We start from the raw sequence: 14,708 nt of genomic DNA on the forward strand, positions 1-14,708 counted from the left end.
TCCGCGGCCGGCGCTCTGCGCTGCCGTCGGGTGCGCACGGGTGCCCACGACGCGGGACCCTGTTGCGCCCGGCGCTGCGTCGCCTACGCTCGCACCTGCGCCCCGGCAGACCGTGCCAGGGCCGCCACAAGTGAACACACCCATGACAGGGGAGCGCCGACGACGGGGCGCTGAGAGTGCGGGCCGGCCCGCAGACCCTTGGAACCTGCTCCGGTTAGCACCGGCGAAGGGAGTTGCCCGGTATGTCCATGCCTGCGTCTCGGCCCACGTCTCGGCTCAGCGTGCTCGCGCGCCCCGGCCGCGCGTTGCGGTACCGCACCGTCGACCTCGTGACGATCGCGATGCTCGGCGTCGCGGTCGGCGTCGTCTTCTGGGGCTGGACCCAGCTCTACCACCTGCTCAGCACCGGGCTCGCGGTGGCCTTCCCGCCCGCGACGGGCCTCCTCGGCGGTGCCTGGCTGCTCGGCGGCGTCCTCGGCGGCCTGATCGTGCGCAAGCCCGGCGCGGCGCTGCTCACCGAGGTCGTGGCGGCGAGCGTCGAGGCGCTGCTCGGCACCGGCTGGGGGTTCTCCGCCGTCGTGTCCGGGGTGGTCCAGGGCGCCGCGGTCGAGGTGGTCCTCGCGGTGTTCCTGTACCGCCGCTTCGGCGCGGGGGTCGCGATCCTGGCGGGCGCGGTCGCCGGCGCGTCCGGAGCCGTCTACGAGTGGGCCGTCTACTACCAGGACTGGGCCTGGGGGTTCCGGCTCGCGTATCTCGGGTGCTTCGCGCTGTCCGGCGCGCTCCTCGCCGGCGTCGGCGGCCACGCGCTGGTGCGCGCGCTGGCGCGCACGGGCGCGCTCGACGCCTTCGGGCCCGGCCGCGACCTCGCCGATCGCGCCGACGCCGATCGCGCCGATGCCGATCGCGCCCGGTGAGCGCGCCGCGGGCCCGGCTGACCGGCCTGCGGTGGCGGCCGCTGGGGCGGCGCGCTCCCGTGCTCGACGGCCTCGACCTGACGGTCGGCCCTGGCGAGCGGGTCGGGATCGTCGGGCCGAGCGGAGCCGGGAAGTCGACGGTCCTGCACGCTCTGGCGGGGGTGCTCGGCGACCCGCTGCCGGGCGAGCTCTCCGGCACGGTCGCCGTCGACGGCGGCGTCGGCCTCGTCCTGCAGGACCCGGGCGCGGCCGTGGTCGCCGACCGCATCGGGCGGGACGTCGCGTTCGGGCCGGAGAACGCCGGCCTGTCGCGCGAGGAGATCTGGCGCCGGGCCCGCGAGGCCCTCGACCGGGTCGGGCTGGCGTACCCCGCCGACCGCCCGACCGCGGCCCTGTCGGGCGGCGAGCTGCAGCGCCTCGCACTGGCGGGGGCGCTGGCGTGCGCGCCGCGGCTCCTGCTGCTGGACGAGCCGACGTCGATGCTCGATCCCGCGAGCGCCGACGAGGTCCGGGCCGCGGTCACCGGCGCCCTGGCCGGCACCGACACGTCCCTCGTCGTCGTCGACCACGAGCTCGGACCGTGGCTGGAGCACCTGGACCGGGTGGTCGTGCTGGGCGCGGACGGGTCGTTGACGCACGACGTCGCGCCGTCGGCCCTGCGCGGCGGTCCACGTTCCGGGCTGGTCGCCGACCTGACCCGCGCGGGGGTCTGGCTGCCCGGCGTCGAGCCGCCGGACCCGCTCGCGGTGCCCGAGCCCCTGGTGGCGCCGGACGAGCCGGGCCCCGCGGTGGACCTGGACGAGCTCGGCGTCGACCTGACCAGCCGCGGGCTGCGGGGCCGGACCACGACCCGCGCGCTCGACGCCGTCACCGCGCGGTTCCCGGCCGGTCGGCTCACCGCCGTGACCGGTCCGTCGGGCGCGGGGAAGTCGACGCTCGTCGCGACGCTCGCCGGGCATCTGCGGCCCGTGCACGGCGCCGTGCGCGGCGCACCCTCGCCGCGCACGGGGTCGCGCGAGCTCGCCCGCCGCTCCGGCTGGGTGCCCCAGCACCCCGAGCACGGCCTGCTCACCCACCGCGTCGCCGACGAGGTCGCGGCCACCGGCCGGCGCCTGGGGGTCGCCGCCGACGTCGACGCGATCCTCGCGCTGCTGCGACTCGACCACGTCGCGGACGCCCACCCGTTCCGGCTGTCCGGCGGCGAGCAGCGGCGCCTGGCGCTCGGGGCCGCCCTCGCGCACCGGCCCGCGCTGGTCCTGGCCGACGAGCCGACGGTGGGCCAGGACCGGCACACGTGGGCCGCGGTCGCGGGCTGGCTCGCCGCGGCCGCCCGCCACGGGTCGACGGTCGCCGTGAGCACCCACGACCGCCGCCTCGTGGACCTTGCCGACCACCGGGTCGCGCTCGGCGCGCCCGCGCCGGTCCCAGCGGCGGTGCCGGCGTGACGGGCGTCCTGGGGCGCACGAACCCGCTCGTCCTCGCGGCCCTCGGGCTGCTGGGCCTGGTCGCGTCCCTCGCCGTGCGGGACCTCGTGACGGCGGGCGTCACCCTGGGCGCCTACGTGCTGCTCGGGGTGCTGCTCCTGCCGCGGGGCGCGGGCCCGGCGGCGCGCTGGCTCGCCGTCGTCGTCGCGGGACTGTCGGTGGCGTGGTCCGCGTGGCTGCTCGGCGGCCGCGACCCCGTCGTCGCGCTGGTGGCCGGGCTGCGCATCGCGGTGCTCGCCCTGCCGGGGGTCGCGGTGGCGCCGTTGATCGAGCCGAGCGCGCTCGCCGACCAGCTCGGCCAGCGGCTCCGGCTGCCGGCCCGGTTCGTCGTCGGGCTCGCGGCCGCGCTGCACCGGTTCGAGCGCCTCGGCCTGGTCGCGGAGCAGGCCGCGCGGTCCCGCCGCTCCCGTGGCCTCGGCCCCGGCCGCGGGCCGTTCGAGCAGGCCCGGCACGGGGCGTCGGTGACGTACGCCGTGCTCGTCGCGACCCTGCGCGACGCGACCTCGATGTCCGTGGCGATGGACGCCCGCGGCTTCGCCGTCACGCACGCCAGGACGTGGGCCGAGCCGGCGCCGTGGACGCGGGTCGACGGCGCGGTGCTGGCGCTCGGCGTCGCCGTCGCCGTCCTGCCGTTCGCCGTCGCGGCGCTCGCGTGAGGCTCGCTGTGCGGTCGCGCCCGCGCGCCCGGAAGGCGGTGCGGTAGGAAGAGACGTGCCGTCGTCCCCGCCCCTCTTCCCGTTCCGCAGCGTCGTCCTGGGCGCATTCCTGCCGACCCTGGTCCTGGAGATCGGCATCGGCGCGCTGCTGCCGGTGGTGGCGGTCACGGCGACGGATCGCGGCGCCAGCCTCACGGTCGCGGGGCTCGTCGCGGCGCTCCTGCCGATCGGCAAGATCGCCTTCGACCTGCCCGCGGGCGCGCTCGCCCAGCGACTCGGTGACCGGACGGCGATGCTGATCGCGGGCTGCGTCGCGGTGCTGGCCTTCACGACGATCGCGCTCACCGCCCCGCTGTGGGGGCTCGCCGCGGGCGTGCTCGCGCTGGGCGCGGCGAACGCGGTGTTCAACCTCGCGCGGCAGTCCTACCTCACCGAGATCACCCCGCCGCTGCGCCGGGCGCGGGTGCTGTCGACGCTCGCCGGCGTGCACCGCATCGGCCTGTTCCTCGGCCCGTTCGCCGGCGCCGCGGTCATCGCGGCGACGTCGCTGGACGGCGCCTTCTGGCTCGGCACCGGCGCCGCGCTCGTCGCCGTGCTGGTGCTCGCCGTCGTCCGCCCGGAGCCCCACGAGGCCGAGGTCCGGGCCGCCGGCGGCCGCGCCGGGCAGGGCCCGCGGGCCTCCATCGTCCAGGTGGCGCGCGAGCACCGCCGCCTGTTCGCCAGCCTCGGGGTGGCGATCCTGCTGGTGAGCGCCGTCCGCGGCGCCCGCCAGACAGTCATCCCGCTGTGGGGCGAGCACCTGGGCTTCGACGCCGAGGTGACGTCGCTGATCTTCGGGGTCTCCGGCGCCCTCGACATGCTGCTCTTCTACCCGGCCGGCAAGGTCATGGACCGTTTCGGGCGCCTGTGGGTGGCGGTGCCGTCGATGCTCACGATGGCGGCCGGGCTCGCCCTGCTCCCGTTCGCGCACACCGTCGCGGGCGTCACCGTCGTCGCGGCCGTCCTCGGCGTGGGCAACGGCATGGGGTCGGGCATCGTCATGACGCTCGGCGCCGACGTCGCGCCCGCCGACGTCCGGCCCACCTTCCTCAGCGTGTGGCGTCTCTTCCAGGACACGGGCGACGCCCTCGGCCCGCTGATCCTGTCGGCCGGCGCGGCGCTGGGGTCCCTCGCCGCGGGGGTGTGGGCGACGGCGGCGCTCGGCGCCGGCTCGGCCGCCGCCCTCGGGCGCTGGGTGCCGCGCTACTCGCCGCTCGCGAACCTCGTGCGACGACGCTCGTAGCGCGCTGTTGCGCTCGATGGCGCGAGCAACTACACCGGGTTGATGGAGGTCTTCGAGAAGTGGGAGTCCGAGATCCGGGGCTACAGCCGGACCTACCCGACGGTGTTCGCGTCGGCGTCGAACGCGAGGATGGTGGACGAGTCCGGCCGTAGCTACGTCGACTTCTTCGCCGGGGCCGGGGTGCTCAACTTCGGGCACAACGACCCGCGCATGAAGCGCGCCATGATCGACTTCCTCGAGGCCGACGGCGTGGCGCACGGCCTCGACATGGCGACCACGACGAAGCGCGACTTCGTCTCCGCGTTCGTCGCGACCGTCCTCGAGCCGCGCGGCATGACGATGAGGCTCCAGTTCATGGGCCCCACCGGGACCAACGCGGTCGAGGCGGCGCTGAAGCTCGCGCGGCGCGTCACCGGGCGACGCGAGGTGGTCGCGTTCACGCACGGCTTCCACGGCATGACGCTCGGCTCGCTGGCCCTCACGGGCAACGACGTCTTCCGCCGGGCCGCCGGCGTGCCCCTGGAGCACGTGCACCGGCTCCCGTTCGAGACGGCGCCGGGCGGCGGCCTCCCCGCCCTCGAGGCGTACCGGGCCCAGCTCGCCGACGTCTCCAGCGGGCTCACCGCGCCCGCGGCGTTCGTCGTCGAGACGATCCAGGCCGAGGGCGGCGTCAACGTCGCGAGCGCCGAGTGGCTGCACGCCGTGCAGCAGCTCGCGCGCGAGGTGGGGGCCCTCTTCGTCATCGACGAGATCCAGGTGGGCTGCGGCCGCACCGGGAGCTACTTCAGCTTCGACGGCATGGGCCTGGACCCCGACATCGTCTGCCTGGCCAAGGGCATCGGCGGCTACGGCACCCCGCTGGCCATGAACCTCAACAAGCCCGAGCTCGACGCGCGGTGGGCGCCCGGCGAGCACACGGGCACCTTCCGCGGGCAGGGGCTGTCGTTCGTCGCCGGGCGCGAGGCCCTGCGGTACTTCGACGACGACACCCTCATGACCCAGGTCCGGGCCAAGGGCGAGCGGATCCGGGCCGCGCTGCTCGACCTGGCCGACGACGCCGGTGACGGCTTCGCCGTGCGCGGCCGCGGCATGATCCGGGGCCTCGACGTCGGTGACGGCGCGCTGGCCAAGGCCGTCACCGCGCGCTGTTTCGACGACGGCCTGCTGATCTGCCCGTGCGGCAGCGGCGGCCGCGTCCTCAAGGTCATCCCGCCGCTGACGATCCCGGACGACGACCTCACCGAGGGCCTGGAGATCCTCGCCGGGGCGGTGCGACGCACGATCTGACCACGACCCCGGCACGGGGACAGCAGGAGGAGGCCGCATGCGCCAGCGCGACGACATGACGTTCCCGTTCGAGGAGTACGCCCGGCGCCTGCACGACCTGCGACGCCGGATGGTGGAACGCCTGCTGGACGCGGTGGTGATCACCGACCCCGAGAACCTCATGTACCTGACCGACTACCAGACGACCGGGTACTCGTTCTTCCAGGCGCTGGTGGTGCCGCTCGATGCCGAGCCGTTCATGATCACGCGCAGCGTCGAGGAGTCCAACGTGCATGCGCGCACGTGGGTCGAGCTGACCCGGCCTTATCCCGACACGGGCGACGCGATCCAGAGCCTGGTGCAGGCGCTGCGGGAGTTCGGCCTGCACACGAAGGACGTGGGTTACGAGCGCAACAGCTACTTCTTCCCGGCCTACCACCAGGACTACGTCCACACGGCGTTCACCGAGGGGCGGCTGCTCGACTGCTTCGGCATCGTCGAGGAGGGGCGCGTGCGCAAGTCGGCCGCGGAGATCGCGGTCATGCGCAGGGCGGCGCACGCCACCGAGGTGGGGATGCGCGCGGGCCTCGACGCCTGTGCGGCCGGGGTCACCGAGAACGACGTCGCCGCCGAGATCTGCGCCGCGATGTTCCGCGCGGGCGGCGAGCCGCCGGCCGTGCTGCCGTACGTCACGTCCGGGCCGCGCAGCATGATCGGGCACGCCACCTGGGAGGGTCGGACCGTCCAACCGGGGGAGCACGTGTTCCTCGAGGTGGGCGGGTGCTTCCGGCGCTACCACACGGCCATGATGCGCACGGCGGTGCTGGGCGAGCTCTCGCGCTCGATGCTGGTGGCGCAGGAGCGGATGAAGCTCGCGCTCGCGGAGATCAAGGCGGCGATGCGCCCCGGCCTGACGGTGTCGGACGCCGACAACATCGTGCGCAGCATCATCTCCGACAACGGCGTCGGCGCCCGGCTCGTCACCCGCTCCGGTTACTCCATCGGCATCGCGTTCCCGCCGAGCTGGGACGAGGGCTACATCGCGAGCCTCAACCAGGGGGATCCCACGATCCTGCGCGAGGGGATGACGTTCCACATCATCCCGTGGATGTGGGGCGTCGACGGCGACAAGACCGTCGGCATCTCCGACACCGTGCGCATCACCGACCGCGGCTGCGAGTCCTTCTTCACGCTCCAGGAGGACTTCACCTGCAAGCCGGAGCACGCGGCCCGGCCGGCGGCGCCCGAGGACGGGACGAACCACCTGCCCGACGGCGACCGTCCGCCCGGCGCCGAGCCCGCTCCGCTCCGACCCGACGTCGTCTGAAAGAGGTCTGCTGCCCATGTCGATGCTCACCGCCACCGACCCCCGCACCGGCATCGTCGTGCGCGAGGTGCCGCCGGCCACGCCCGACGAGGTGGACGCGGTGCTCGCCGCGGCGGAGGCCGCCTGGCCCGCCTGGCGCGCGCGGGACGTCGCGGCGCGGGCCGAGGCGATGCGCGCCGTGGGCGCACTGCTGCGCGAGCGCACCGAGGACCTGGCGCCGCTGATGACGCAGGAGATGGGCAAGCCCATCACCGAGGCCCGCGGCGAGGTGGCCAAGGCCGCCTGGTGCGCCGAGCACTACGCCGAGCACGCGGCCGCGTACCTCGCCGACGAGGTCATCGGCTCGGATGCGTCGCGCAGCTACGTGCAGCACCTGCCGCTCGGGGTCGTCCTCGGCATCCTGCCCTGGAACGCTCCCTTCTGGCTGGCGCTGCGCTTCGCAGCCCCGGCCCTGATGGCGGGCAACGTGGGCGTGCTCAAGCACGACCCGCACGTGCCCGGATGCGCGCAGGCGATCGGCGAGGTGTTCGCGGCGGCGCTGGCCGAGGCCGGCGCCCCGGCCGGCGTCTTCCAGAACCTGCCGCTGGAGACGGCGGCGGTGGCGGGCGTCGTCCGGGACCCGCGCGTGCAGGCGGTGTCGTTCACCGGGTCGGCGCGGGGCGGGGCGGCGGTGGCGAGCGTCGCGGCCGGCGAGATCAAGCCCGCCGTCCTCGAGCTCGGCGGGTCCGACCCGTGCCTCGTCCTGGCCGACGCCGACCTGGACGCCGCGGCCGACACGATCGCGCTCTCGCGCATCATCAACGCCGGGCAGTCCTGCATCGCCGCGAAGCGGATCATCGTCGAGGCGCCCGTCTACGACGCGCTGGTGGCGCGGCTGCGCGAGCGCCTGGCCGCGCTGAGGACCGGCGACCCGTCCGACCCCGCCACGGACGTCGGCCCGATCGCCCGCGCCGACCTGCGCGAGAACCTGCACCGGCAGGTGACCGAGACGGTGGCCGCGGGCGCCCGGCTGCTGCTGGGCGGCGAGGTCCCGGACGGGCCGGGCTACTTCTACCCGCCCACGCTCCTCGCCGACGTCACCGACGACATGACCGCCGCCTGCGAGGAGACCTTCGGCCCCGTGCTGGCGGTGCTGCGCGCCGACGACGCCGACGACGCGCTCGCGATGGCCAACCGCACCGACTACGGCCTGGCCGCGAGCGTGTGGTCGACGCCGGAGCGCGGCGAGGCCCTGGCCCGTGAGATCCAGGCCGGCCAGGTCGCCGTGAACGGCATCGTCAAGACCGACCCCCGCCTGCCCAGCGGCGGGATCAAGCGGTCCGGCTACGGGCGCGAGCTCGGCCCGCACGGCATCCGGGAGTTCGTCAACGCCCAGCAGGTCTGGGTGGGGCCGCGTCGGGACTGAGCTCTAGCGACTCGCGGCCGCGGCGGTCGAGCCGCGCACGACGAGCTGGGGGTGCACCACCTCGGGCTCGTGCACGGTCTCGGGGTCGGCGACCAGGGCGAGCACGTGCTCGACGGCGCGACGGCCCATGTCGTGGAACGGCTGACGGACGGTGGTCAGCGGGGGAGAGGCGTAGGCGGCCAGGGCGATGTCGTCCATCCCGACGACGGACACGTCGTCCGGCACCCGGCGGCCGAGCTCGACGAGCGCCCGGATCGCGCCGAACGCCATCTCGTCGCTCGCGACGAACAGCGCGGTGACCTCGGGCATGCGACCGACCAGGGCCCCGTTCCGGTAGCCGGACCCGGGGGTCCAGTCGCCGTACAGCACCGGGGGGACCTCGCGGCCGGCGTCCTCGAGGGCGGCGCGCCAGCCGGACGTGCGCCCGATCGCGTCGTTCCACGACTCGGGCCCCGCGACGTGCCACACGGTCTGGTGGCCGAGCGCCAGCAGGTGCTCGGTCGCGACCCGCCCGGCCTCGACCTGGTCGATCGCGACGACCTCGGTCGCGGACGCGCGCATGCCGTCGACGACGACGGTCGGCAGGTCGCGGGTGACGTCGCCGAGGGACGCGTCCTCGCGCACCGGCACCGCAATCACCAGGCCGTCGACGCCCTGGTCCATGAGCCGGCCGACGGCCTGGGCGATCGGGGCGGCGGACAGCGACGACGTCGTCGCCGTAGAGACGAAGTAGCCCGCGGCCCGGGCGGCCGTCTGGACGCCGAGGAGGATGGCCGACGTCGAGTAGGCGTCCGTCTCGTGCGTGACCACCCCGACGATACGGCTGCGGCCGGTGACGAGAGCGCGCGCGAGCCGGTTGCGGCGGTACCCCGTCCGCTCGACGGCGGCCCGGACCTTCGCGCGGGTGGCGGCGTTCACGTTGGGGTGGTCCGAGAGCACGCGGGAGACGGTCTGCGCCGAGACACCGGCAACGCGCGCCACCTCGCTCATCGATGACGCCCTGGTCATGGGCCACCTCCTGGTCTCGTCCACGGGGACGGCGTGGGCACGCGCGGGCCGCCGTGCCCGCCTCGACCTTACCGCTCGAGCTGGTGACGATAACAGCGCGCATCGCTCCTGCGGCGTCTGATTCGCTGGATTCAGGCCTTGATCGGGGTTGTTATGGATATCAATCTGTGCCTAGAGTGTGCCCGATCCCCATGCGGCGACGGCGCCGCTCCTCAGCACAGAGTGGTCAGAAGGAGTCAGACATGAAGCGTTCGACGGTGCGCGTCCCGGCCCGCGCGACCGGAGCGGCCTGCGTCGCCGCCCTCGCGGTGGCGGGACTGGCCGCCTGCGGCGACCCCGCCGACGGCGGCACGTCGGCCGAAGGCGACGGCGACGGCCCTGTCGAGATCGAGGTCTGGACCTGGGCACAGGGGTACGACAAGGCCGCCGAGGCGTTCAACGCCGCCCACGACGACGTCCAGGTGACGTTCACCGAGATCGAGCCGGGCAGCAAGGGTGGCTACGACAAGATCCGCAACGCCATCAAGGCGGACAGTGCGCCGTGCCTCGCGCAGGTCGGCTACGAGACCATGCCGAGCTTCGTCTCCGAGGGCAACCTGCTCGACGTCACGGACATCGCCTCGCCGGACGCGGACGCCTACGCCCCGGCGGGCTGGTCGGGCGTCACCGTGGGCGACCGCGTCTACGGCGCGCCGCAGGACCAGGGCCCCATGGTGCTGTTCTACAACAAGGACGTCTTCGAGAAGCACGACATCGAGGTCCCGACCACGTGGGACGAGTACCGGGCGGCGGGCGAGAAGCTGAAGAAGGCGGGCATCGCGCTCACCGGCACGTACGAGGACTATGACTACACCGGCTTCGCCTGGCAGGCGGGCGCCCCGTGGTACTCGGTCGCCGACGGGCAGTGGTCGATCACCAACGACTCGCCGGAGAACCAGAAGGTCGCCGACTACTGGCAGGGCCTGATCGACGACGGCCTCGTGGGCGCGGGCATCTGGAGCGACGAGTGGGCCGCGGGCCTGTCCGACGGCAGCATCGCGACGATCGCCGGCGCCTCGTGGTTCAAGGGGATCCTCAAGGACTCGGCGGCGGCATCCGCCGGTCAGTGGGCCGTCGCCCCGCTGCCCACCTGGGAGGCCGGCGACGAGGTCACCGGCAACGTGGGCGGCAGCAGCATCGCCGTGCTCGCCGGTTGCGAGAACCCGGAGGCCGCGTGGGAGGTCGCCCACTTCATGGCGACCGACACCACAGCTGCTGACGCCGTCATCGAGGCCGCCGGCACGCTCCCGGCATCGGTGGACGGTCTGACGTCCGAGCTGCTCACCCAGGGCGACGACTACTTCGGCGGGCAGGTCGTGGACGAGGTCATCATCGAGGCCTCGGCCGACGTCGCGGGGGACTGGCAGTGGGGCCCCGGCGTCTCGACGCTCACGAGCACGTTCGCCGCAGACATGAAGAAGGCCTACGCGAAGGAGGGCGACGCCACGATCTCGGGCGCGCTCGCCAGCTCCAAGGCCGCGACGGCCGACGCGCTCGCCCAGCAGGGCATCGACGTCGGCGAGTGACACCGTGACGATCTCGAGCATCCCGACCGCCGACCCCCGGCACGCGCAGCGGCGCGTGCCGGGGGCCCCGGCCGGCGCCCCGGTCCGGGCCGACCGGCGCCGTCCCTCCCGCACCGCCCGCTACGCCCTCTGGTTCGTGGCGCCGTTCGTGGTGCTGTTCGCCGGCGTGTACGTCGCGCCGATCTGCTACGCGGTCTACCAGAGCCTGTTCCGCATCGAGCGCGACGCCCTCGGCCTGACCCCGCCGACCGAGGTCCTTGACCCGCTGTTCAACTACTCGGCGGCCCTGCAGGACTCGGCGTTCCTGGCGTCGCTCGGGCGGGTGCTGCTGTTCGGCGTCGTGCAGGTGCCCGTCATGCTCGGGTTCGCGCTCGCGCTGGCGCTGCTCATCGACTCCGCCTCGGCGCGCGGCAAGGGGTTCTTCCGGCTCGCGAGCTTCGCGCCGTATGCGGTGCCGACCGTCGTGTCGGCGCTCATGTGGTCGTTCCTCTACTCGCCGACGAACAGCCCGCTCAACCAGCTGCTGGAGCCCACCGGGATCACGGTCGACTTCCTCGGCACGCAGCTCACGCTGTGGTCGGTGGCGAACGTCGTGACCTGGGGCTGGACCGGCTACAACATGATCATCATCTACGCCGCCCTGCAGGGGATCCCCGGCGAGGTGCTGGAGGCCGCGAAGCTCGACGGCGCGTCCCCGTGGCGCATCGCGTGGAACGTCAAGGTGCCGCTCGTTCGCCCCGCCATCCTGCTCACCGCCGTCTTCTCGATCATCGGCTCGGCCCAGCTCTACAACGAGCCGTTCGTGCTGTCGTCCAGCACCGGCACGATCGGGCCGCAGTACACCCCGCTGATGGCGGCGCAGTCGTCCATCACCGCGGCCAACTACCCGTACGCCGCCGCGCAGTCGGTGATCCTCGCCGTCGGGGTCGCCGCCCTGTCCGTCGTGTTCTTCCGCCTCACCTCCCGGAGGTCCTCGTGAGCGCCCCCGCGCCCGCCGCCACCGTCGGTGCCGCCTTCGCGTCCGGGCCGTCCGGCACGACCTCGCCCGGTCCTGCGCCGCGCCGCCCGGTCCGCCCCCGCCGCGACTCGGTGGAGACGACCGTGCGTAGCCGGGTGCTGGTCACCGGCGTGCTCGTGCTGACGAGCGTGTATTTCCTCATGCCGCTGTGGTGGCTGCTGGTGGCCGCCACCAAGGACGCCGGGTACACGTTCGCCGGCAACCCGCTGTGGTTCAGCCACTTCGACCTCTTCGGCAACATCGCCGATCTGTTCGCCTACAAGGACGGGCTCTACGCCGTCTGGCTCGGCAACGCGGCTCTCTACTCGATCGTGGGCGCCGGCGTCGGCACCCTGATCGCGGCGTCCACCGGGTACGCGATCGCCAAGTACGAGTTCCCCGGTCGCCGCGCGCTGCTCGCCGTCGTGCTGGGCGCGGTGCTCGTGCCCAAGGTCCTGTTCACCCTGCCGCTGTTCCTGATGTTCTCCCAGGTCGGGATCGTCAACACCTACCTCGCCGTGCTGCTGCCGAGCATCGTCAGCCCGTTCGGCGTCTACCTCGCCCGCATCTTCGCGGCGTCGTCGGTGCCGGACGAGGTGATCGAGGCGGCACGCCTGGACGGGGCGAACGAGCGACGGATCTTCTTCGGGGTCAGCCTGCGCATGATGTCGCCGGCGCTCGTGACGATCTTCCTCTTCCAGTTCGTCGAGATCTGGAACAACTTCCTGCTGCCCTCGCAGGTGCTGATCGACGAGCAGCTCAAGCCCGTCACGGTCGGGCTGGTGACCTGGAACGCGCTGGTGCAGTCCGGGCAGATCGAGCGGCACATGGTGATCATCGGCGCGTTCGTCGCCGTCGTGCCGTTGGTCGTCGCGTTCCTGTCCCTGCAGCGCTTCTGGCGCTCCGGCCTGGCCACGGGGGCGGTCAAGTGAGCGCCCCCACCCTCACGACGGTGGGGGAGACCCTGCTGCGCCGCGGCGAGCCCCACCGTGTCCTGTCGGGGTCGGTGCACTACTTCCGCGTGCACCCGGACCTGTGGGAGGACCGCCTGCGGCGCGTCCGCGCCATGGGGCTCAACACGATCGACACGTACGTCCCGTGGAACTGGCACGAGGCCACCCCCGGCCGGTTCGACTTCGGCGGCGACCGCGACGTCGAGCGCTTCCTGTGTCTGGTGGGCGAGCTCGGCATGGACGCGATCGTGCGACCGGGGCCGTACATCTGCGCCGAGTGGTCGAACGGCGGGCTGCCCTCCTGGCTCACCGCGGCGCCGGGCATCGCGCTGCGCACCGTCGACCCGGCGTTCACCGACGCCGTCGCCCGCTGGTTCGACGAGCTGGTCCCGCGCGTCGCAGCACTTCAGGCGAACCGCGGCGGCCCGGTTGTCGCCGTCCAGGTGGAGAACGAGTACGGCAGCTACGGCGAGGACCACGCGTACGTGGCGTGGATCCGCGACGCCCTGCGCGAGCGCGGCATCGACGAGCTGGTGTTCACGGCCGACGGCGCCACGGACCTCATGCAGGACGGCGGGTCGCTGCCGGGAGTGCTCGCCGCGGCCACCCTGGGCTCGAAGCCGGGCCAGGCGCGCGACCTGCTCGCCGCCCGGCGGCCCGACGGCGAGCCGTTCCTGGTCGCCGAGCTGTGGAACGGCTGGTTCGACCACTGGGGCGAGGAGCACCACACCCGCGACCCGCACGACGCGGCGCGCACCGTCGGCGAGATCCTCGAGCTCGGCGGCTCGGTGAGCCTGTACATGGCGCACGGCGGGTCCAACCCGGGCCTGTGGGCGGGGGCGAACCACGACGGTCGCGTGCTGCAGCCCACGGTGACGAGCTACGACTCCGACGCCCCCGTGGCGGAGGACGGCACGGCCACCGCGAAGTTCTTCGCCGTCCGCGAGGTCCTCGCACCGTTCCGGTCGCCGCACCTGCCGGCCGACGCCCTCGACGAGGCGTGGACCGCCCCGCGGCCGCGGCTCGCCCCGCGCGTGCTGCCTGCCGCGCGGACCCGGCCCGCCCTGTCCGCGCTGCGGGTCCTCGCAGGGCCCGGCGAGCTCGCCCCGCGCCCGCGCACCTTCGAGCAGCTCGGCCTCGACGCCGGCCTGGTGCTCTACCGCGCGACGACGCGGCTGCCCGCGGGGGAGTCCGTGATCAGCGTCCTCGGCCTGCACGACCGGGCCACGGTGCTGGTCGACGGCGAGGCGGTCGGCACGCTGGAGCGCGCGACGGCGCACGACGGCGTCGCGGTGACCGGCGCCGGCGACGAGGTGGTGCTCGAGCTGGTCGTGGAGAGCCTCGGCCGGGTCAACTACGGCCCGCGCCTCGGCGAGCCCAAGGGCGTCGTCGGCGACGTCCTGGTGGACCGGCGCATCGTGCACGGCTGGGAGTCGCGGCCCGTCCCGCTCGACCGGGTCGCCCCGGACGCGCTCTGGGCCACGGCGGACGCCGGCGAGGTCCCCGCGGCCGACGGCGCCGCCGTCCTCGGGCGCACCGTGTTGGACGTCGACGAGCCCGCCGACACCTATCTCGCCCTGCCCGGCTGGGCGAAGGGCTTCGTCTGGGTCAACGACGTGCTGCTCGGCCGGTACTGGAAGGTCGGCCCGCAGCGCACCCTCTACGTCCCCGCGCCGTTGCTGCGGCCCGGGGCCAACACGGTGACGGTGCTCGAGCAGCACCGCGCCGGCACCGACCTCGAGCTGCGCGCCGCGCCCGACCTGGGCACGGCGGAGGAGTACGTCGAGGAGTTCTGACCAGCAGTTCCGACAGCACGGACCGCCCCCGGCGGGTCGAGGACGACCCGCCCGA

At 74.2% G+C, this 14,708-nt stretch carries 12 protein-coding genes and 1 riboswitch; of the genes, 11 read left to right on the forward strand and 1 reads right to left on the reverse strand.

Annotation, left to right across the window (positions count from 1 at the left end):
• The first annotated feature begins 137 nt into the window (after positions 1-137).
• Positions 138-249, forward strand: a riboswitch (TPP riboswitch).
• The 7 genes from ABD254_RS18040 to ABD254_RS18070 all read left to right on the forward strand — a co-directional run bounded on the left by ABD254_RS18040 (position 243) and on the right by ABD254_RS18070 (position 8,334).
• Positions 243-914: an ECF transporter S component gene (locus tag ABD254_RS18040; protein ID WP_344250093.1), complete on the forward strand. Its 672-nt coding sequence runs from the start codon at positions 243-245 to the stop codon at positions 912-914. Its footprint overlaps the riboswitch before it by 7 nt.
• The gene (locus tag ABD254_RS18045; protein ID WP_344250094.1) at positions 911-2,359 is read left to right on the forward strand and encodes an ABC transporter ATP-binding protein; all 1,449 of its coding nucleotides are present in this window, start codon (positions 911-913) and stop codon (positions 2,357-2,359) included. Before ABD254_RS18040 ends, ABD254_RS18045 begins: the two co-directional genes overlap by 4 nt.
• The gene (locus ABD254_RS18050) at positions 2,356-3,054 is read left to right on the forward strand and encodes an energy-coupling factor transporter transmembrane component T family protein (RefSeq protein WP_344250095.1); all 699 of its coding nucleotides are present in this window, start codon (positions 2,356-2,358) and stop codon (positions 3,052-3,054) included. The genes ABD254_RS18045 and ABD254_RS18050 overlap by 4 nt, the downstream gene beginning before the upstream one ends.
• 55 nt (positions 3,055-3,109) lie before the next feature.
• Positions 3,110-4,336, forward strand: a complete 1,227-nt coding sequence (locus tag ABD254_RS18055) for an MFS transporter (RefSeq protein ID WP_344250097.1) — start codon at positions 3,110-3,112, stop codon at positions 4,334-4,336.
• 42 nt (positions 4,337-4,378) lie between these two features.
• Entirely contained in the window at positions 4,379-5,623 is a 1,245-nt protein-coding gene (locus ABD254_RS18060; protein WP_344250099.1) for an aspartate aminotransferase family protein, read from the forward strand.
• Between the two features lie 37 nt (positions 5,624-5,660).
• Entirely contained in the window at positions 5,661-6,929 is a 1,269-nt protein-coding gene (gene doeA / locus ABD254_RS18065) for an ectoine hydrolase (protein ID WP_344250101.1), read from the forward strand.
• A 16-nt stretch (positions 6,930-6,945) separates the two neighbouring features.
• Complete coding sequence (locus ABD254_RS18070; protein WP_344250102.1) at positions 6,946-8,334, forward strand: aldehyde dehydrogenase family protein; 1,389 nt, start codon at positions 6,946-6,948, stop codon at positions 8,332-8,334.
• Positions 8,335-8,337: 3 nt separating this feature from the next.
• Here ABD254_RS18070 and ABD254_RS18075 read toward each other — a convergent pair whose 3' ends face one another.
• The gene (locus tag ABD254_RS18075) at positions 8,338-9,342 is read right to left on the reverse strand and encodes a LacI family DNA-binding transcriptional regulator (RefSeq protein ID WP_344250103.1); all 1,005 of its coding nucleotides are present in this window, start codon (positions 9,340-9,342) and stop codon (positions 8,338-8,340) included.
• A 242-nt stretch (positions 9,343-9,584) separates the two neighbouring features.
• Here ABD254_RS18075 and ABD254_RS18080 point away from each other — a divergent pair, with 242 nt between their 5' ends.
• The 4 genes from ABD254_RS18080 to ABD254_RS18095 are packed head-to-tail and all read left to right on the forward strand — an operon-like array spanning position 9,585 to position 14,653.
• Complete coding sequence (locus ABD254_RS18080; RefSeq protein ID WP_344250104.1) at positions 9,585-10,907, forward strand: ABC transporter substrate-binding protein; 1,323 nt, start codon at positions 9,585-9,587, stop codon at positions 10,905-10,907.
• A gap of 4 nt (positions 10,908-10,911) precedes the next feature.
• Entirely contained in the window at positions 10,912-11,886 is a 975-nt protein-coding gene (locus ABD254_RS18085) for a carbohydrate ABC transporter permease (protein ID WP_344250105.1), read from the forward strand.
• Positions 11,883-12,836: a carbohydrate ABC transporter permease gene (locus ABD254_RS18090; RefSeq protein WP_344250107.1), complete on the forward strand. Its 954-nt coding sequence runs from the start codon at positions 11,883-11,885 to the stop codon at positions 12,834-12,836. The genes ABD254_RS18085 and ABD254_RS18090 overlap by 4 nt, the downstream gene beginning before the upstream one ends.
• The gene (locus ABD254_RS18095; RefSeq protein WP_344250108.1) at positions 12,833-14,653 is read left to right on the forward strand and encodes a glycoside hydrolase family 35 protein; all 1,821 of its coding nucleotides are present in this window, start codon (positions 12,833-12,835) and stop codon (positions 14,651-14,653) included. The genes ABD254_RS18090 and ABD254_RS18095 overlap by 4 nt, the downstream gene beginning before the upstream one ends.
• The last annotated feature ends 55 nt before the right edge of the window (positions 14,654-14,708 follow it).

Source organism: Isoptericola hypogeus, from assembly GCF_039531145.1.
Lineage (GTDB): Bacteria > Actinomycetota > Actinomycetes > Actinomycetales > Cellulomonadaceae > Isoptericola > Isoptericola hypogeus.